The organism is Streptomyces sp. CB01635, assembly GCF_002803065.1.
In the GTDB taxonomy this organism is placed as follows: Bacteria; Actinomycetota; Actinomycetes; order Streptomycetales; family Streptomycetaceae; genus Streptomyces.
The window spans coordinates 149,521-165,940 of the sequence record NZ_NNBL01000013.1 but is presented as its reverse complement, the minus strand read 5'-3'; the positions used below and the strand labels follow the sequence as shown (position 1 = coordinate 165,940).

Here is a 16,420-nt window from a genome sequence, read left to right as displayed (position 1 = left end):
ACCCGTGTCTCTGGCTGTGGCCCCGCCAGCAGCCGCAGTTCCCCGTGAGTCCCCGCCCGATGTGGCGCGGTTGTGGCACTGACAGCTTCTGATCCGTGGCTCCATGAGATCCGGCACCTACGGTCAGTCGGACCATCAGTTGCCCTCGTACGGCATGGGGTGGGCCGACGATGCCCATCGGTCGGCGGGCATGATCTTCCCCGGAGGGGACGGATACGGACGTCGTAGAACTGATGGAATGGCTGGCCGAACAAGGGTGCTCGATGCTCTTCAAGGCCGACGGTGAGCGCACACGCGGACATCGATGGATGGTGATCGTCTCAGGCGGAGTCTTGGGAGAGTCATTCTTTAGGCGTGACTTGGCATCCGCCGACGCATGCCTTGAGGCCACACTCGCCCACTTGGAAAGCCGCGGCATGTCGCCGTTCGCCTGAAGAGGCGGCCCAGAATGGCCCCGCTGATGACGCTGCTCCCGTGTCAGAGCGGGGGGATACGGTGCAGCGACGAATTGAGCATGGTGTTTGGGGAGGGGCCTTGGGAGCCAAGACCGGTCTGCTCGTGTACGCCGACGGCGATGTGCCCGGTCTACTGCGGCAGGTGGGAGCGGCGGACTTGGAACAGACCTCCGTGATGATGCGGCGTCTCAATCCGAGCTGCGAGATCGAGGAAAGTCATGGCTCGGACCTGTATGAGGGCGTGTATCCCCCGGACGGAACGGCCTATGCGGCGAGCTGGCCCGGTGTGGAGATCGTCTGCGATCGGCGCGTGATGATCGATTCCCCGTCACAGCTCCCCGGACATCTCGTCGCGGCGAGTGCCGGCCGACGGTTGGTCCTGCACGCCATGCACAGCGTGGTCGACTGGTTGGCGTTCGCTGTTTGGGAAGACGGACGTCTCATCCGGTCTCTGAGCCTGTCACCGGACGACGGCATCATCGAGAACATCGGCGAACCTCTCCCCTTCGAACTTCCCTACTGGGCTGGGGATCGTCCGGCGGACGTCATTCCGTGGCCAGGTGAGGAAGAGGAGCCATACGCCCTGCCCTTTCATCCTCTGGAGCTCGGTGAAGACGCGCTGCGTGCACTCTGCGGCTTCATCCAGGAGGGCATGCCTGAGTCCGGGGACGTCGACGCGGAGAACATCGAGCTCCATGGTTTCCGCGTGAGGGACCCGAACGGCTCCGACCCCGCCGAGAAGGAAGCAGAGCTGCGGAGGGTCGTGGAAACGATGGGGCCGCCCCAGTTCTACAGGATGGGCCCTGACGGCTTGTTGGTCGAAAGCAACAGCCCCTAGCTCCCGCAGGGGCCGAGTGAAGCCAGGCCGTTTCATCGAACGGCGGAGGGCGCGCTGGTTGGCCACAGGTTTTGAACCTGTGGCCTCATCCTTATCAGGTCGATCGAGGGGACTTCTTGACCTCAACCGACCCCGGCTGTGGCCGAGGTTCGGCGTTGATCGGCACTGTTGGGCTCGTCGGTGCGGCTACAGCAGTGGAGTTTGACTCGGGCGGCCAACAGGCAGCCCTGTGGAGCTGTCCCCAGTCTGACACTGGATCATGTCGCCATGTCCCTGCCTTTCGGCCCCGACCGGCAGACCCGCGAGTTCGAGTGCGAGTGCTGCAACGCCCCTATCGAGCGGGCGTGGAACTTCATCTGCTCAGACGGTGAGCCGTACGCCGTCTACTTCGCGAACTGCTACCACCACCGCGACCGCGATCACGACGCCTGGATAGATGTGATCTTCGGGACGTGGGGAACGGGTCAGATGCCTGGGCTGATCACATCGCGTTCGCATGCCGTGTCGGACCCGTGGCCGGGCAGACGACTCCAGCTTCGACGCTCGTGACTGCCGGGCTGGCCAACCCTGACGGGCCGCTGTTCGGCCTGAAGCTCGATCGTGAAGCGGCCTTGCAGCATCCGCGGTTGTCCGACTTCTGGGAGGCTTCTGACTTCGTCTTGGAGCACGACCCATTGGTTCGTGGCCACCTTTATGGGAGCTGATGAGCGCGGCGGCGGATTCTTGCCCTTCCATCAACGTGTCTCTGCACGGATCGACGGCGGTGAGCTTGCCGGCAACTCCAAGCAGTTGGAGGGAGCCGAGCGCATCGTCCGGTCTTGTCGCCCAGCAGCCCCGCCTGGACCACGCGCAGCAGCAGTGGCGGGGGCAGGCAGTGCAGCGGCTCCTTGAACTCGGCGTACATCGACTCGTCGATCGACTGGACGGTTATCGAGCCCGATGAGGTCGGCCGGCGCGAGCGGACCCATCGGGTGGGCGCAGCCGAGGGTCATGCCGTCGTCGATCAACCGTCAGCCCCGGCGGCCCGTCCGGGTGGCAAACTGCCTCGAACGGAAGAGTCACCGATGGCCCAGCATTGCGATCATGAAATCGTCATGAGCCACTCATTACATGATCAGACACGTGATGCGTACGCTGTGCGCCGCCACCCTCGTGGCCGCTCCCCTCGCCCTGACCGCAACGCCTGCACAAGCCCTGACGTCATGTACGGTCAACGGCCGTCCCGTGTCCGGTACGACCGTCAGTGGTACTGCCGGCTCCGACAACATCAGCTGCGGCGCCCTTGCCTCGGGCGATAGCGTCAACGGCTTGGGCGGCAGCGACTACATCGTCATCAACGGCATCGTTGCCGGCACCGTCGACGGCGGCGCCGGCGGCGACTTCCTCATGGCCAACGCCGGTACCACGGCGACCGGCAAAATCCTCGGCGGCGCCGACGGCGACTCCCTCTTCGTCGGCCCGAACGCCGGCACCGTCGACGGCGGACTCGGGTCGGACTTCTGCCGAGTCGCTTCCGGTAACCCCCCAATCAGCTGCTGACCGGCAGCGGGTTCGTCGGGCCGGCCAACTGTGACGCTCAGAGTGGCCAGCTGGCGTGCCACGACACGCGGTGGCCATCGTCGAGGCGCACGGCATCCCGCTCGCGGCCATCACCACCGGCGGCAACCGCAACAACGTCACCCAACTGATCCCGCTGATCCAGGCCGTCCCGCCGATCCGCGGTAGGCGCGGCCAGCAACTGCGCCGCCCCGACCACCTGTACGCCGACCGCGGCTATGACCACGAGGTCTACCGGGACAAGGTCCGCGGGTTCCAGATCACCGCGCACATCGCCCGGCGCGGCACCGGGCCCGGCTCCGGCCTGGGCGTGTGCCGCTGGGTCGTGGAAGGAGCGATCGCGCTGCTGCACCGGTTCCGCTGCCTGGGTATCCGCTGGGAGATCCGCGACGACATCCATCACGCGTTCGTCACCCTTGGCTGCGCCGTCATCTGCTGGCGACGACTGCGCACCGCACTTTGTCGAGAGCAAGGGCGGGCGATCGCCCCAGGGGATGGCCTGCCCGATGCGTCAGAACGCATACGTAGCAGCCGGGCCCGCGCAGCCTCACATACGGGATCTCAGCACGTCGATCTCACACCCCGGCGCGGAGGGGTCGAAGCCGTGCTCGATCAACCAGCGAACCGCCAGCAGGCTTCGCAACGACCACCACGCGTGGATCACGTCGAGGTCGATGTCGGTGCCATAGCCGGCGATGACGTCGTCGAGGTGCTCCTCGTGTCCGAGCGTGAAGGTGGCGAGGTCGTACAGGGGGTCACCCTGGCCCGCCTCGGACCAGTCGATGATGCCTGTGACCTCGTCGCGGTCGACGAAGACGTGCGCGATCTGCAGGTCTCCGTGCGTGAACGCCGGAGTCCACGGCCGGAGCGCGGCCTCGGCGACCTGGCGGTTGCGGGTGACCACGTCGGCGGGCAGGACGCCGTTCGTCACGAGCAACTCGCACTCGTCGTCGAGTTCCGCCGCCAGCGCGACGACGCTCCGGCCGGCCCGGCCCGGCAGGGGCGGCAGGGGCGCTTCGTGCAGCTTCCGGATGGCGGCACCCGCCGCGGCCCACGCCGCCGGCGACCCGGTCGACGGCCCGCCGAGGCGCCCAAGCGTCGTCCCGGGGACTGCGGCGATCGCGAGCACGGGCGGCTTGCGCCACAGGACCTCCGGGGTCGGGACCGGCGCGAGGGACATCGCCTCGACCTCGACGTCGATGCGCGCCTGATCGGCGTCCACCTTCAAGAACACGTCGCCGACGCGCAGAGTCGCGCGCTCGGAATGGGCGACGACGACTTTGACCTCATCCATGGGCGGCCAGTATCCCGGGGATGATCGCCGACGTCACCGGGTTTGTCGCATGCGCTTACGCGCCTGACCGCGTCCCGCTCCCCGGCTGCCTCGTGCACGACACCGACCTTCTGACCAGGTCAAACCCACCGCTTTTGTTAGGAGTCCTTATCCAAGCGGGACACCTGGTAGTGGACGATGGACCAGCCGTCCGCCACCCGGCGCACCACAATCGCGAGCTTGACGGCAACCGGGGTCCGGTCGGTGAACGAGAACTCGGCGTCCAGGTAACCGAGTACCAGGTCGTCGGCCAACCGCCGGGTTTCGAGAATCCGGTACTCGGCAGCATACCCAGGGGTCAGGAACTGCTCTCGACTATGCGTCTATAAGCGTCTTTTAGATGTCATGAGTGTCGTATGGTCTGGTGTATGAACCTGACGGAATGGGCGCGCGCACAGGGGGTTGCCCCGCGTACTGCGTACCGCTGGTTTCGTGAGGGCACGCTGCCGGTCCCTGCGGAGCGAGTGGGGCCGCGCACGATCCTGGTGAACATCGACGCGAACGCCTCACCGTCCGTGGCCGGTGGCGTGGGCCTGTACGCCCGCGTCTCCTCCCATGACCAGGAGGCCGACCTGGAGCGGCAGACCGCACGCTTGTCGGCATGGGCCGCGAAGGCCGGGCATAGATAGGGTCGTGCGCGTCGAATCCGAGATCGCTTCGGGCATGAACGGCGCCCGTGCCAAGGCCCGTCGCCTGCTGGCCGACCCGGCGGTGACCACCGTAGTGGTGGAGCACAAAGACCGGTTGGGCCGTATGAGCGTCGAACTCGTTGAGGCCGCTCTGGCTGCAACCGGCCGTCGACTCGTTGTGCTGGATGACGGCGAGGTCGAAGACGACCTGGTGCGCGACATGGTGGAGGTTCTGACCTCGTTCTGTGCCCGCCTGTACGGCCGCCGCAGTGCGAAGAACCGTGCCATGAAGGCACTGGAAGCGGCGGCTGCCGATGGCTGACAAGAAGAAGCAGCTCCGCACCATCGACCCGCCGTTCGTTGCTGTCGGCCCGTCCGGTGTGGCGTTACGCGACCGTCTCAAGCACCTCACACCAAAGGACGAGAAGGTGTTGCGTCTGGTCGGCGAGCACCAGGGCCGCCTGGCCTCTGTCGACCTCAAGGCCCGTTGCGCAGCCGGGCACAAGCACGACAACGACGCGTGGGCGTCCCGGAAGCGTGACCTGACCGAGCAATCGTCGTCGCGTATCGCGGGTGCGATCACGAAGGCCACGCACGACCAGTACGGCCTGGCCCGACGCTGCCTGCTCGCCCATGTCCAAAACCTTGAAGCCGGTGTCCGCATGCTGCGACACCGCCTGTCCCTCCCGATCGGGGAGAAAGGCAGCAAGCGGGCGCCGGGCGGGTACCGGTCCAAGGGCGAGTGGTTCCACAAGTCCCGCCGCCTGGCTACCCTTGAACACCGCCTCGACGTGGCCCGCGACGACTGGAAGAGCGGGCATGTCCGTGTCGTTCGCGGTGGCCGGCGGCTGCTCAAGAACCGGCACAACCTTCAGGCCGCGCAGCTCACCGAGCGTGAGTGGCGTCAGCGTTGGGAGGCTGAGCGCTGGTTCCTCGCCGCGGACGGCGAGTCCGGAAAACGCTTCGGGAACGAGACGATCCGCGTCACACCTGACGGCGAAGTGTCGATCAAGATGCCCGCCCCGCTCGCCCACCTGGCCAACAGTAAGCATGGCCGGTACGTTCTTGCCTCCAAGGTCGCGTTCGCGCACCGTGGGGACGAGTGGCGCGACCGCACCGAGGCCAACCATGCCGTCGCCTACCGCATCCACTGCCAGGTCGAGCGGGGCCGCTGGTACCTCACCGCTTCGTGGACCAGGTCCGTCGTGCAGACGATGCCGATGGCCACCGCCTGCGCCAAGGGCATGGTCGGCCTCGACACGAACGCCGACCACTTCGCCGCCTACCGGCTCGACCGGCACGGCAACCCGGTCGGCGACCCGCGCCGCTTCCACTACGACCTGTCCGGCACCGCCGACCACCGCGACGCCCAGATCCGGCACGCCCTCACCCGCCTCCTGCACTGGACCAAGCAGACCGGCGCGCAGGCGATCGGCATCGAAAACCTGGACTTCGCCGCCGAGAAGACCCGCGAGAAGCACGGCCGCAAGAAGCGGTTTAGGCAACTCATCTCCGGTATGCCCACCGGTAAGCTCAAGGCCCGCATCGTCTCCATGGCCGCCGAGCACGGCATCGCGATCGTCGCCGTCGACCCGGCATACACCTCGATGTGGGGCGACCAGCACTGGCGCAAGCCCCTGATCAGCAAGACTCGCAGCATGACTCGCCATGACGCCGCCTCGGTGGCCATTGGCAGGCGCGCCCTCGGGCACCCGATCCGGCGACGGACGGCACCGCCCCAGCATCACCAGAGTGATGGTGCTGGGCATCGGACCGTCCAGGCCGATCGTGGTGAGCGAGGGCGTGAGGAAACCCGCCGCCCCGTCGCGGAGCGTGCACACGATGCGCGTTGCCGGACAGGGACAACGAGAACGCGGGGGACCAGCGCATCCAAAACCGTTCGGGATGCGCGCAGTTCTGGGACGTGGGTACAAGACTCGCTCCTGGACACTGCCTAGGAACGGTTGGGAGTCGTAGTACTCGGCGATGCCCCGGTGCCCGACGGTGTACGGGTGCAGGCCCTGGAAGATCGCGTCCTCGGTGTAGAGGGAGGCGACCTGCTGCGGGTCGTGCGCGTCGACGGCCGCCTTCCAGGGGGCGAGGACGCCGCGCAGGATCGCCGCGTCGTCCGTCGTGGTGTTCGTCGTGGTGCTCATCGGGTTTCTCCCGTCGGATGGAGCGGAGCCGAGGTGTCGGACGGGGCCGGGGATCAGTGTCCGGTGCTCATACCGCCGTCGACGTGCAGGATCTCGCCGGTGACGAAGGGAGCCGTCTCGAGGAAGACCACGGCGTCGACGATGTCGTCCACCTCGCCCATCCGGCCGACCGGGTGGAGGGCGGCGAGGCCTTGGTGGGTCTCCTGCGGGTGCATCGGGGTCCGGATGGTGCCCGGCGACACGGCGTTGACGCGGATGCCGCGGGTTGCGTACTCGATGGCGAGGGACTTGGTGGCGGACTGCAGTCCGCCCTTGGTCAGCGAGGCCAGGACAGAGGGGACGCGGGAGTCCGCGTTGTCGACCAGGCTGGTGGTGACGTTGACGATGTGGCCGCCGCCCTGGGCAAGCATGTGCGGAACGACCAGCTGGGAGATCCGGAAGAACCCGGCCAGGTTCACGCCGGTGACGGTCGCGTAGTCGTCGGCCGTGTGATCGGCGGATACGAGCAGGTGGCCGATCATCTGTGCTCCGCGACCACCTTGCGCTGCCGCCGGGACGAGTGGATCGCAGCTGGGGTGATGGAGACCCTGAGGCTGCTTGTACTCGCCTGCTTTGACCGGGCATACCGCTCGTCACCGACCCAGCGCCGGCCACCACCCGCGACCAGACGCTACTGCCCGCCACTCTCGGCCAATTCGCCGATCTGGAAGCTTCTCTGGGGCCACTGCCCGAGCATCCGCGGCTGGGCCCGGACGCCGGGTACGACTACAGCGGTTCACCTCGACCTGAAGGCCCGCGGGCCCACCGACCAGATCGCCGAGCGCGACGCGAAAACCCCGATCCAGGCGGGCGGACGCTGGGTGGTCGAGCGTACGAACTCCTGGATGAACAACTCCGGCAAGCTCCGCCCCTGCACCGAGCGACGAAGAGCTCCCATCGAGTTCCTCATCGCCCTGGCCGGCGCCATCATCACCGTCCGCTGCCTGATCCGCGGCGCCTGGCCCCTCTACCGCTGGGACACCCGCCCACGAAGCCCCCCGCATCCGATGACCCACGCGGCGGACGCAGACGGGCAGTCGGTCGCCCGACCACGTGGGACGGAGGGCCTCATCGCGTAGACAGCGACCGTCACGCTGTCACCACGGGTACGCCGTCCGGGCGGTCGGCAAGCAGGGCCGCGATGTGGTCCGCGCAGTGAAGGGCCGCCCTGGCCATGGCGCTCCTGGTCATCCCGGCCACATGCGGGGTCAGCAGGGCGTTCGGCAGACCGACGAGCGGCGAGGCGAAGGCGGCGTGCTCGTGCTCGAAGGTGTCGATGGCGGCCGCCACGAGCGGGTGTGCGGGGTCGCGCAGCGCCTCGGCCAGCACCTGCTCGTCAACGATCCCGCCCCGGGCGGTATTCAGCAGGATCGACCCCGGACGCATCAGCGCGAGCTCCGCCCGCCCGATCAGGCCTCGGGTCTGCGAAGTGAGCGGCAGGTGCAGGGAGACCACGTCACTGGTCGCCAGCAGTGGCGTGAGGGAGCGGGCCCGGGGCACCGACGCCTCGGCCGGACGCCGTGAGACGGCCTGGACTTCCATGCCCAGGGCCGTCGCCCGCTCGGCCAGTGCCAGGCCGATCCGACCCACCCCGACGATGCCCAGGGTCAGCTCCGACAGCTCCACCGCCGGTACGGCCGATGCGCGCCAACTACCGTCGTGCGAGGCCTCGTTGTGTGTCTGGAGATGTCGAGTCAGGGCGAGTAGCTGGGCCAGGGTGAACTCTGCGACCGCGTTCGCGTTGGACCCCGGGGTATGGGTGACCGCGACCCCGTGACGGGTGGCGGCTTCCAATTCGACGTGATCGGTGCCCGCCCCGGCCCGCCCGACCACGCGGAGCCGGTTGGCCAGCATGGCGTCGGTCGCCGCCGCGAGGAACGCGGCGCGCAGCGGCACACCGGCACGGGACTTGACCGCGTGGTAGCCAAGTCCGTCCCGGACGGTCTCGGCGAGCAGCGCGGACTCGTCGAAGGCGTCGAAGTCGGTGAAGTCCACCCGGCCGGCCCAGGCAGCGCGCGCCCCAGCCTGATCGGCCACCCGCCGGAGATTCAGCGTGACGGCCAGCCCGTGGCCGAGCAGACGCTCCAGCTCCCGACCAAGCAACTCGCCAGGAGCCGCATCCAGCAGCAGGACTCGGGCCCGCTCCATATGATCCCCCCTTCCCCTGCACGGACCGTACTGCGGTCCAGGGGCTGGCCACCGAGAGACCCGCGCCAGCCCGATCCCTCACCTACTGGCGGAGCCTCCTCCATGGATTACTCACGCCGGGGGCTGTCCCGAGCGGCGGACCAACGGGCAGAGGGCCCCCTGGTTCACCCAGGAGGCCCTCTGGATTTCCACTGCTGAGTTGTGATGGGAGGAGTCCCCCGCAACGGAAAGTCCATTTGGGAACGTGCGACCCTGACTCGATCCCCGGCCTGGGATGCGTCGGCGAAGATGGACCTGTCCACCGTCCACGCCAGCGAGGAGCCCTTGCACAGATGGCTACTTCCGCCCCCGGCCCGAGGCCGCCGACGATCGCCGATGTCGCACGTGTCGCCGGCGTTTCGCGCACGACCGTGTCGCACGCCCTGAACGGGCTCGGCAAGGTCGATCCCCGGACGCGGGAGCGCGTCAGGCAGGTCGCGGCGGAGCTGGGATACCGCCCCAACCTTCGGGCGCAGCGGCTGCGGCGTGGACAAGCGAAGGCCATTGCGCTGGCCTCCTCGATGCCGTTCGCGGTGGCGGGCGGGCCGTCCCGGCTCGGCTTCTACATGGAGGTCGCCGCGGCGGCCGCGGAGAGCGCACTCCTTCACGACTACGCACTCGTACTCGTACCGCCCGTGCAGTCGGATTCCGCGCTGTACTCCGTCGACATCGACGGGGCCATCGTGGTCGAGCCGGAAGTCGATGATGCCGCGGTCGCCCAGCTGCGTGAACGCGGCCTGCCGTACGTGACACTCGGCAGGCCGGTGTCTGCCGAGGAGGACGCGCTCTACGTCGACCTGCGCGGTGAACTGGTGGTGGAGCTGCTGCTGGCGCACCTGCACGAGCAGGGTGCAGTGAGGCCGGCGCTGATCGTGGGCTCCGGTTCGCGGCGTTCATCCGTCGATGCGCTCACCGCGTACGAGCGCGTGGCCGCGCGGCACGGCTGGACGCCGATCGTGGCGAGGGTCCCGGAGTCGGGCGGTGAGCAGGCGGGGTACGAGCGGTGCGCCGAACTGCTCGCCGAGCACCCGGACGTCGACGCGGTCTGCGCGCTGGTCGATGCCTTCGCGGTGGGTGCGGTCCGGGCGATCCGGGACAGCGGGCGGACCGTACCGGACGGCGTCATGGTCGTCACCCGCTACGACGGCCTGCGCGCCCGCACGTGTGAACCGCCTCTGACGGCGGTCGACCTGCACCTGGACAAGGCGGCGTCCGACGCGGTGGAGCTGTTGCTGGGGCGGCTTCGCGGGGACGCCGCTACGCCGTCGGTGGCGGTGTCCCCGAACCCGCGGGTGATCGTCCGGGCTTCGTCGGCAAGAGTCGGCCGGAGGTCAACCACCCGGGACTAAGGCGATGGATCGATTGGTGCGAGAGCGCACGAATGGGTCTCTAGTGCTGCGCCGCAGAAGTTCCGTCGATGGCTATCGAGCGGTAAGGCGTTTGTTGATGTCCTCGACGTCGAACCGGACTGGGTCGAAGGTGCCGCCGACCCATTCCAGGAGTTCGTCGTGCTCCTCGCGCCCGGGGTCGGTGACGGCCTCGTTGAAGTTCGCGTAGCCCACGGGCCGCCGCAGTCCTCGGGCGGGCAGGCCGGGCGGCCGGTCAGGCATCGGGGTAGGCCGTTCCCGGTTCCCTGGGCAGGGCCTTCTCCACCTCGATGCGGTGCACCCAGTCGCCACCGAAGTCGCACCCGCCCGGGGCCGGACGGCCGGTCGGGGTGCTTGCGCGAGCGGGCAGCCATCGCGGTTTTCTCGTCCACCGACACCACCACCGAGCGCGGCGGGCAGCTGCGGTAAAGGGCGCACACACCTCGGCCGCCTTGATGAAGAAGTACGGGTCGGCGGGGCGAGCCAGCCAGCCGTGGACCCGGTGCGGCACGTACCCGCTCCTCCAACACACACCGATCGTCAAGATCAAGCACCATGCCCGGTCAACGAGACGGCGCCCATCGGCGGGACTTGGAAGCGGCGGGCGCCACTGCTGGTCAGCTCATCCGCTCCACAGCGTCCTTGGACTCCTTGAGCCCTTCGCCGGTGAGCTGTCGGTACACCTTGATGGCCTCGATCTTCTTGCCCTGCCGGATCAGTTCATGCACCCGCTCCATGCCGGGTATCTGCGGCACCTCCACACCGAGGTGACTGAGCAGCAGATCCACTTTCTGCTCCAGACGGGCAAGCCGCCGCTCGACACTCACGATCTTCCCCGACGGGGACGACAGAGAGAGCAGGGCAACGAGTACAAGGACAGCGGACAGCAGTACGAATTCCATGCTCGAACCTTATGGCTTCGCGACGGACGCTCTGTCAGTGGTCTGAACAGCGTGCCTCACACCATCATCGCTGGTCGGCGGCAGAGGACTCCTCTTCGGCAGTGCGGCGGAACTTCCGCGGCGCGGCACCAGGATCCCCTCGTGCAGGCATGCAGGGCTCCTCAAGTGCCGCTTCCGGGTGGGACGTTGGCAAGAGTCTCACCTGCACGGTCAACTTCACGACCGCGACGTTGCCTGCCGCCTGACGTACCGACATGCGAACAGCGCACATTCCTCACCAGCCACACCCGCCCGGTTTCTTGCGGGCGCTCCGCGACCCGTTGCCGCGTCGACGCCCCGCATCGCCATCACCGGATGCGATTCCTCCCGGGGGCATACCCCCGGGGTCCTGGCTGATCTTCTTCCAGCCGCAGGTCGTGCCGGCGCTGGTGCAGTGCTCGAAGCCAGGGTTGCTGACATGGACGGCGTCGTTGTCCTGCATCCGCCGAGCCGGGGCCGGGATCTCGTGGAAGGCTCCCGTGTTCTGGGTGAGCGGGGGCCAGGCACCGAGCGTCGCCCTTATATGTTCTATGCTATAAACCATAGAACGCTTTTCGGCCGGTCCGCCGACAGGACCAAACACCGCATCAGCACGACCTGAGTCGTCCCGCAGATCAGCGGCGGCACGGAGGGCGAGGAAAGAGGCGCGATGAGTCCCCGCAGGAGTGACAGCCGTGAGCGCATGCTGCGCTCCACGATGACCCTGCTGCGCGTGCACGGCGCGAGCGCGACCACCGTCGACCGGGTGCTGGCGGACAGCGGTGCCCCGCGCGGCTCGGTCTACCACCACTTCCCCGGCGGTCGGACCCAGATGGTCGAGGAGGCGGTTGCCCTCGGCGGGGACCTGGTGACCGGCATGATCGAGACCCTCGCGCAGGCCGAAGACCCGGTCCGAGCGGTGGACGATTTCTTCGCGCGCTGGCGCAGCCAGGTGGAGGACAGCGGTTTCCGGTCCGGTTGCCCGATCGTCGCGGTGGCCGTGGAGACCAACGACGACGCACCCCAGCTCGCCCGCTCCGCAGGCCAGGCCTTCGCCCGCTGGCAGAAGGCGTTCAGCGCCCTCCTGCGGGGGCATGGCCTGTCCGAGGAGCGCAGCCGCCGCCTGGCCGCCCTGATCGTGGCCGCGGAGGAGGGCGCTGTGGTGCTGTGCCGGGCCCAGCAGAGCACCGCCCCGATGGAGGACGCGGCCGCCGAGATCCACGAACTGCTCGTCCAGGCCCTCTCCGACCGGCCCGAAACCGGCGACGGTACCCGTCCGTGACCCGCCGCAACGCCGACCGCACCGACCGACCCACTTCAAAGGAGCCGCCATGCCCACGCTGGAACGCCAGGACGACGTCTTCATCCTCGATCTCGGCGATGGGGAGAACCGCTTCCACCCCGACTGGATCGCCGCCTTCGACACCGCCCTGGACGAAGTCGAGAAGGCCGAGGGACCGCGCGCCCTGGTCACCGTTGCAACCGGCAAGTTCTACTCCAACGGCCTGGACCTGGACTGGCTCTCAGCCCACGCCGAACAGCACCAGGACTACGTCGTCTCCGTCCAGCGGGTCTTCGCCCGTCTGCTCTCCTTGCCCGTGATCACCGTGGCCGCCGTCCAGGGGCACGCCTTCGCCGCCGGAGCGATGCTCACCCTCGCCCACGACTTCCGGGTGATGCGCACCGACCGCGGTTTCTGGTGCCTGCCCGAGGTCGACATCAACATTCCCTTCACGCGCGGCATGGCCGCCCTCATCCAGGCCCGCCTCGCCCCGCAGACCGCACACGAGGCCATGCTCACCGGCGGCCGCTACGGCGGCACCGATGCGGCAGCCGCCGGCATCGTCGACCAGGCCGTCGCCGAGGACGCCGTCCGCACCACCGCTGTCGAACTCGCCCGCACCAACGCGGGCAAGGCCGGCGACACCCTGGCCACCATCAAGGACCGGATGTACGCGCCCGCCCTGGCCGCCCTGCGCGACACGGACAGCCCGCTCGCCTGACCCGCCCTTCGAACCCGACCGCCGCACCCCCGCAGCGCTCCAGCCCATCAAGGAGACCACGACCATGACGACCACCGACCCCGCCGCCTTGACCGGCCTGGAACTGATGCGCTGGGTGCAGAGCACGAACAGCGACGACATCCCCTCCATACGCCGCCTGATCGGCATGCGCGTCGACGATGTCGACCATGGGCGCGTCGTCATGTCCCTCAAGACCCGCCCCGACTTCACCAACCCCCTCGGCACCGTCCACGGCGGCATCGCCGCCACCCTCCTCGACTCGGTCATGGGTTGCGCCGTCCACACCACCCTGCCCGCCGGGGTCGGCTACACCACCCTCGAGCTCAAGGTCAACTACATCCGCGCCTCCCACGTCAACGGCCAGAAACTCACCGCCAGCGGCACCGTCATACACGCCGGTCGCCGCACCGCCACCGCTGAAGGCAAGGTGCTGGACGACAACGGCAAGCTCATCGCCCACGCCACCACCACCTGCCTCATCCTCCAGCCGGCCGAGTGATCAGTACGCGGCGTCCTCCTCGGCGGCATCCGGGTCCCGGAGGGGGCGCAGGCCCTGGCCGGGGCCACTGGCCCTAATGCTGAACAGACAGCGGGCCAGGAAGTTGACGTGCCGGTCCTTGAGCGGAGAGAGCAGGGCTGCACCCTCGTCCTTGATGCCGTTTCCCTCGGCGCGGAGCTGGACGACAGCGGCGTCGAGCGGAAGAACGTCTACATCTACTCCCAGCTCAAGTCCTGCTCGTCGTCCGAGGTCGCGGCGGTGATCGAGTGCCTGCTGCGGCATTGCACGGACGCCGAGATCGAGTCCAACTACGTTGATACGCACGGCGCGAGCGTCGTCGGGTTCGCCTTCACCGAGTTGCTCAACTTCCGCCTGCTGCCAGGCAGCAGCGACATCAGCAACGACGGGTGGTAGTCACAGGGCAACCCTTAGGGTGTGCGGCATGACGCTGCAACTTGTTCAGGTGAACTTCAAAGCTCGGGACGACTCGGCGCTTGGCCGGTTCTGGGCGGAGGTGCTCGGCTGGGGTGTTTCCAGCGAAGGGCCCGGAGTCACCAACCTGGAACCCGAGGGCTTCGACTGGCCGGACCCATCCGCCGTCTGCGTCGACCTGGTCCGCGTCCCGGACCCGGAGACGGTGAAGTACCGCGTGCACATCGAGCTCGCCACCACTTCCGACGCCCATCAGGCGGAGTTGGTCGCACGCCTGAAGGAGCTCGGGGCGACGACCGCCGATGTTGGCCAGGGCGAAGTGCCGTGGACGGTGATGGCCGACCCGGAAGGCAACGTGTTCAGCGTTCTGGAGCCCCGAGAGCTCTACCGGGACACCGGGCCGATAGCCGCCGTGGTCGTCGACTGCGCCGACCCACGGGCCATGGTCCGGTTCTGGGGCGAGGCAATCGACTGGACCGTCCACGAACTGACCGACGACCGCGCCCTGCTGCGCTCCGTCAAGGGCGTCGGGCCGTACCTGGAGTTCCGCCGCACGCCGGACGACAGGGTCGTATCGAACCGCATCCATCTCGACGTGATGTCCAACCCTGTCGAGGATCAGGCGAGGGAGGTCACCCGGCTCGAAGGTCTCGGGGCGACACGGGCCGACGTGGGTCAGGGTGACGTCTCCTGGGTCGTCCTGGCTGACCCGGAGGGCAACGAGTTCTGCGTCCTCGGCCGGGGCTGACGCGGAGCTCCGTCCGCTCCCTCATGGCGGTGCGGTGCGGCAGTGCGCGGCGCTGACGATCGCGGCGGGCCTTGCGCGTGCTGGTCGCCGCGACTTCGATGACCTCTCGCATCTGCGCCACCATGGCGGACAACGCGTTCTCATCGGCCTCGGTGCCGCCCAGCTCACGCAGCCACGCAATGGCGCCTGCTGATCCCTTTGAGCTGGGCTAAGACGTGGTCGGCTATTGAAGGTCGGGGTGCTGGTCTGGTGATTCGGCCAGTGGGTGATTCGGCCGGTGGGTGATTCAGCAGGCCGTCGAGCTGACGGAGTCGGGTTCGGTGCTCGGCTTGCGGCGGGTGGCCCGCTGGGACGCGCGATCGGAGACCAGGCCGACGACGGCCCGATGGGTGGCGGCGTAGTACTCGCGGCGCCCGAGGAACCGTTGCAGCGGGCGCCACTGCTTGTGCTCGGCGTTGGCGTGCTCGACACAGATCCGGGCGGAGGGCTGGCGGCGCCGCATCTCGCGCGAGGCGTACTGCTCTCCGAGTGACGCACCCTCACCCTTCGGCTTCTTCGGCGGTGCGCTGACCTGTTCTGGGAACTCCTTGGCCAGGCCCCGGTAGCCCTCGTCGACCTCGGCCATCGCTCGTGGGTGCAGGCGGAATTGCTCGATGACGCCCTCGGTGCGTATCGCGGTCTGATCGTGCATTCGACCGGGCCGGTCGGCCCCGGACCACAGGGTTCGGCCTTGGCCGTCGCTGATCGTGGTGGTCTTCACGGCGTTCTGCCTCTTCTTGGCAGAGAAACGAACGCGCAGCGGCCCGGTCGGTCACCCGGGGGCGGCGGACCCGGGTTTCGGTACCGTCGATGCGCAGTTTCACACCCTCGGCGGCTGCGTAGGCGAACACATCGGCGAGAGTCCGCAGCCACAGACCGGGCCGGTCGGGGACAGCGAAACCTCGGTCGCCGAGCAGCGGCCGGAGTTCCCCAATGGCCTCGGTGATTGTGGAGCGGGCCACCCCGTACAGTTCCGCGGGTACGGCGTGCGGAAGCTGGGTGCGTAGATGGACCAGCATGACCAGCAACCCGGTCGGTAGACACCAGTTCGTACTTGCGCCCCCGGCCTGCTGGCCGCGCTCACCACCACGGCGCTCCCCACCGCGGCAGTCACGCAGCGTGGACTCACGTCGCGCCTGCCGCGGTGTGGCCAACTCCTCGATCTGAGCGCCGAGTTGTGCACGGGAGAGGCCGGTG

The 16,420-nt window shown here is 68.3% G+C and carries 16 protein-coding genes and 8 pseudogenes; 14 read left to right on the top strand and 10 right to left on the bottom strand.

The features are described from left to right. The first annotated feature begins 534 nt into the window (after positions 1–534). The 3 genes from CG723_RS28010 (at position 535) to CG723_RS46440 (ending at position 1,997) form a co-directional block, all read left to right on the top strand. Positions 535–1,293 (top strand): DUF6928 family protein, encoded by a 759-nt coding sequence (locus tag CG723_RS28010; protein WP_100596276.1) that lies wholly within the window; start codon positions 535–537, stop codon positions 1,291–1,293. 267 nt (positions 1,294–1,560) lie between these two features. Then, positions 1,561–1,842: a hypothetical protein gene (locus CG723_RS28005; protein ID WP_100596275.1), complete on the top strand. Its 282-nt coding sequence runs from the start codon at positions 1,561–1,563 to the stop codon at positions 1,840–1,842. Further along, complete coding sequence (locus CG723_RS46440) at positions 1,839–1,997, top strand: hypothetical protein (RefSeq protein ID WP_159032564.1); 159 nt, start codon at positions 1,839–1,841, stop codon at positions 1,995–1,997. Before CG723_RS28005 ends, CG723_RS46440 begins: the two co-directional genes overlap by 4 nt. A 107-nt stretch (positions 1,998–2,104) precedes the next feature. On the opposite strand, the pseudogene CG723_RS47890 reads toward CG723_RS46440, so the two are convergent. After that, positions 2,105–2,297, bottom strand: a pseudogene (locus CG723_RS47890) (3-hydroxyacyl-CoA dehydrogenase family protein); the annotation flags it as partial. A gap of 121 nt (positions 2,298–2,418) precedes the next feature. Between CG723_RS47890 and CG723_RS27995 the strand changes: the two are divergent. Together CG723_RS27995 and CG723_RS47885 are read left to right on the top strand one after the other, a co-directional pair. Then, on the top strand, positions 2,419–2,832 hold the full coding sequence (locus CG723_RS27995; protein ID WP_234374561.1) for a hypothetical protein: 414 nt from the start codon (positions 2,419–2,421) through the stop codon (positions 2,830–2,832). Between the two features lie 76 nt (positions 2,833–2,908). Next, positions 2,909–3,304 (top strand): annotated as a pseudogene (locus CG723_RS47885) (transposase); the annotation flags it as partial. Positions 3,305–3,397: 93 nt separating this feature from the next. Here CG723_RS47885 and CG723_RS27985 read toward each other — a convergent pair. Both CG723_RS27985 and CG723_RS27980 read right to left on the bottom strand, forming a co-directional pair. Beyond that, positions 3,398–4,144 (bottom strand): phosphotransferase family protein, encoded by a 747-nt coding sequence (locus tag CG723_RS27985; protein ID WP_100596273.1) that lies wholly within the window; start codon positions 4,142–4,144, stop codon positions 3,398–3,400. A 137-nt stretch (positions 4,145–4,281) separates the two neighbouring features. Continuing rightward, positions 4,282–4,437 carry a hypothetical protein gene (locus CG723_RS27980; protein ID WP_234374554.1) on the bottom strand — a complete coding sequence of 52 codons (156 nt, stop codon included), beginning with the start codon at positions 4,435–4,437 and terminating at the stop codon, positions 4,282–4,284. A gap of 114 nt (positions 4,438–4,551) precedes the next feature. On the opposite strand from CG723_RS27980, the pseudogene CG723_RS27975 reads away from it, so the two are divergent. Continuing rightward, positions 4,552–5,134 (top strand): annotated as a pseudogene (locus tag CG723_RS27975) (IS607 family transposase). Beyond that, positions 5,127–6,770 (top strand): IS200/IS605 family accessory protein TnpB-related protein, encoded by a 1,644-nt coding sequence (locus CG723_RS27970; protein WP_100596272.1) that lies wholly within the window; start codon positions 5,127–5,129, stop codon positions 6,768–6,770. Before CG723_RS27975 ends, CG723_RS27970 begins: the two are co-directional and overlap by 8 nt. Before the next feature lie 251 nt (positions 6,771–7,021). Here CG723_RS27970 and CG723_RS27960 read toward each other — a convergent pair. Next, positions 7,022–7,462, bottom strand: a pseudogene (locus CG723_RS27960) (SDR family NAD(P)-dependent oxidoreductase); the annotation flags it as partial. Between CG723_RS27960 and CG723_RS47875 the strand changes: the two are divergent. Then, positions 7,439–8,005, top strand: a pseudogene (locus CG723_RS47875) (IS5/IS1182 family transposase); the annotation flags it as partial. The pseudogenes CG723_RS27960 and CG723_RS47875 sit on opposite strands and share 24 nt — an antisense overlap. A 91-nt stretch (positions 8,006–8,096) precedes the next feature. On the opposite strand, the gene CG723_RS27950 reads toward CG723_RS47875, so the two are convergent. After that, on the bottom strand, positions 8,097–9,155 hold the full coding sequence (locus tag CG723_RS27950; RefSeq protein ID WP_100596270.1) for an NAD(P)-dependent oxidoreductase: 1,059 nt from the start codon (positions 9,153–9,155) through the stop codon (positions 8,097–8,099). A gap of 332 nt (positions 9,156–9,487) precedes the next feature. Here CG723_RS27950 and CG723_RS27945 point away from each other — a divergent pair, with 332 nt between their 5' ends. After that, a complete protein-coding gene (locus tag CG723_RS27945; RefSeq protein ID WP_100596269.1) occupies positions 9,488–10,543 on the top strand; it encodes a LacI family DNA-binding transcriptional regulator in 1,056 nt (351 codons plus the stop codon). A gap of 72 nt (positions 10,544–10,615) precedes the next feature. Here the strand turns inward: CG723_RS27945 and CG723_RS46425 are convergent, their stop codons facing one another. Beyond that, positions 10,616–10,804 (bottom strand): IS1096 element passenger TnpR family protein, encoded by a 189-nt coding sequence (locus CG723_RS46425; RefSeq protein WP_159032562.1) that lies wholly within the window; start codon positions 10,802–10,804, stop codon positions 10,616–10,618. A gap of 374 nt (positions 10,805–11,178) precedes the next feature. Then, the gene (locus tag CG723_RS27940) at positions 11,179–11,463 is read right to left on the bottom strand and encodes a ribosomal protein L7/L12 (RefSeq protein ID WP_100596268.1); all 285 of its coding nucleotides are present in this window, start codon (positions 11,461–11,463) and stop codon (positions 11,179–11,181) included. A 688-nt stretch (positions 11,464–12,151) separates the two neighbouring features. Between CG723_RS27940 and CG723_RS27935 the strand changes: the two genes are divergently transcribed. The 3 genes from CG723_RS27935 (at position 12,152) to CG723_RS27925 (ending at position 14,004) form a co-directional block, all read left to right on the top strand. Further along, the gene (locus CG723_RS27935; RefSeq protein WP_234374553.1) at positions 12,152–12,763 is read left to right on the top strand and encodes a TetR/AcrR family transcriptional regulator; all 612 of its coding nucleotides are present in this window, start codon (positions 12,152–12,154) and stop codon (positions 12,761–12,763) included. Positions 12,764–12,812: 49 nt separating this feature from the next. Further along, complete coding sequence (locus tag CG723_RS27930) at positions 12,813–13,484, top strand: enoyl-CoA hydratase-related protein (RefSeq protein ID WP_100596266.1); 672 nt, start codon at positions 12,813–12,815, stop codon at positions 13,482–13,484. A 64-nt stretch (positions 13,485–13,548) separates the two neighbouring features. Then, positions 13,549–14,004: a PaaI family thioesterase gene (locus CG723_RS27925; protein ID WP_100596265.1), complete on the top strand. Its 456-nt coding sequence runs from the start codon at positions 13,549–13,551 to the stop codon at positions 14,002–14,004. Here CG723_RS27925 and CG723_RS49305 read toward each other — a convergent pair. Continuing rightward, positions 14,005–14,202: pseudogene (locus tag CG723_RS49305) on the bottom strand (hypothetical protein); the annotation flags it as partial. Between CG723_RS49305 and CG723_RS27920 the strand changes: the two are divergent. Next, positions 14,197–14,385 (top strand): annotated as a pseudogene (locus tag CG723_RS27920) (Tn3 family transposase); the annotation flags it as partial. The pseudogenes CG723_RS49305 and CG723_RS27920 sit on opposite strands and share 6 nt — an antisense overlap. 61 nt (positions 14,386–14,446) lie before the next feature. Beyond that, complete coding sequence (locus CG723_RS27915) at positions 14,447–15,184, top strand: VOC family protein (RefSeq protein WP_100596264.1); 738 nt, start codon at positions 14,447–14,449, stop codon at positions 15,182–15,184. A 286-nt stretch (positions 15,185–15,470) separates the two neighbouring features. On the opposite strand, the gene CG723_RS47870 is transcribed toward CG723_RS27915, so the two are convergent. Then, positions 15,471–15,944 carry a transposase family protein gene (locus CG723_RS47870; protein WP_234374552.1) on the bottom strand — a complete coding sequence of 158 codons (474 nt, stop codon included), beginning with the start codon at positions 15,942–15,944 and terminating at the stop codon, positions 15,471–15,473. A gap of 238 nt (positions 15,945–16,182) precedes the next feature. Beyond that, positions 16,183–16,242, bottom strand: a pseudogene (locus CG723_RS49000) (hypothetical protein); the annotation flags it as partial. Positions 16,243–16,420 lie beyond the last annotated feature (178 nt).

Coding starts and splice junctions, on each gene's coding strand:
- CG723_RS28005 (WP_100596275.1), top strand. CDS start 1,561: ATGTCCCTGCCTTTCGGCCCCGACCGGCAGACCCGCGAGTTCGAGTGC.
- CG723_RS27995 (WP_234374561.1), top strand. CDS start 2,419: ATGCGTACGCTGTGCGCCGCCACCCTCGTGGCCGCTCCCCTCGCCCTG.
- CG723_RS27985 (WP_100596273.1), bottom strand. CDS start 4,144: ATGGATGAGGTCAAAGTCGTCGTCGCCCATTCCGAGCGCGCGACTCTG.
- CG723_RS27970 (WP_100596272.1), top strand. CDS start 5,127: ATGGCTGACAAGAAGAAGCAGCTCCGCACCATCGACCCGCCGTTCGTT.
- CG723_RS27950 (WP_100596270.1), bottom strand. CDS start 9,155: ATGGAGCGGGCCCGAGTCCTGCTGCTGGATGCGGCTCCTGGCGAGTTG.
- CG723_RS27945 (WP_100596269.1), top strand. CDS start 9,488: ATGGCTACTTCCGCCCCCGGCCCGAGGCCGCCGACGATCGCCGATGTC.
- CG723_RS46425 (WP_159032562.1), bottom strand. CDS start 10,804: ATGCCTGACCGGCCGCCCGGCCTGCCCGCCCGAGGACTGCGGCGGCCC.
- CG723_RS27940 (WP_100596268.1), bottom strand. CDS start 11,463: ATGGAATTCGTACTGCTGTCCGCTGTCCTTGTACTCGTTGCCCTGCTC.
- CG723_RS27935 (WP_234374553.1), top strand. CDS start 12,152: ATGAGTCCCCGCAGGAGTGACAGCCGTGAGCGCATGCTGCGCTCCACG.
- CG723_RS27930 (WP_100596266.1), top strand. CDS start 12,813: ATGCCCACGCTGGAACGCCAGGACGACGTCTTCATCCTCGATCTCGGC.
- CG723_RS27925 (WP_100596265.1), top strand. CDS start 13,549: ATGACGACCACCGACCCCGCCGCCTTGACCGGCCTGGAACTGATGCGC.
- CG723_RS27915 (WP_100596264.1), top strand. CDS start 14,447: ATGACGCTGCAACTTGTTCAGGTGAACTTCAAAGCTCGGGACGACTCG.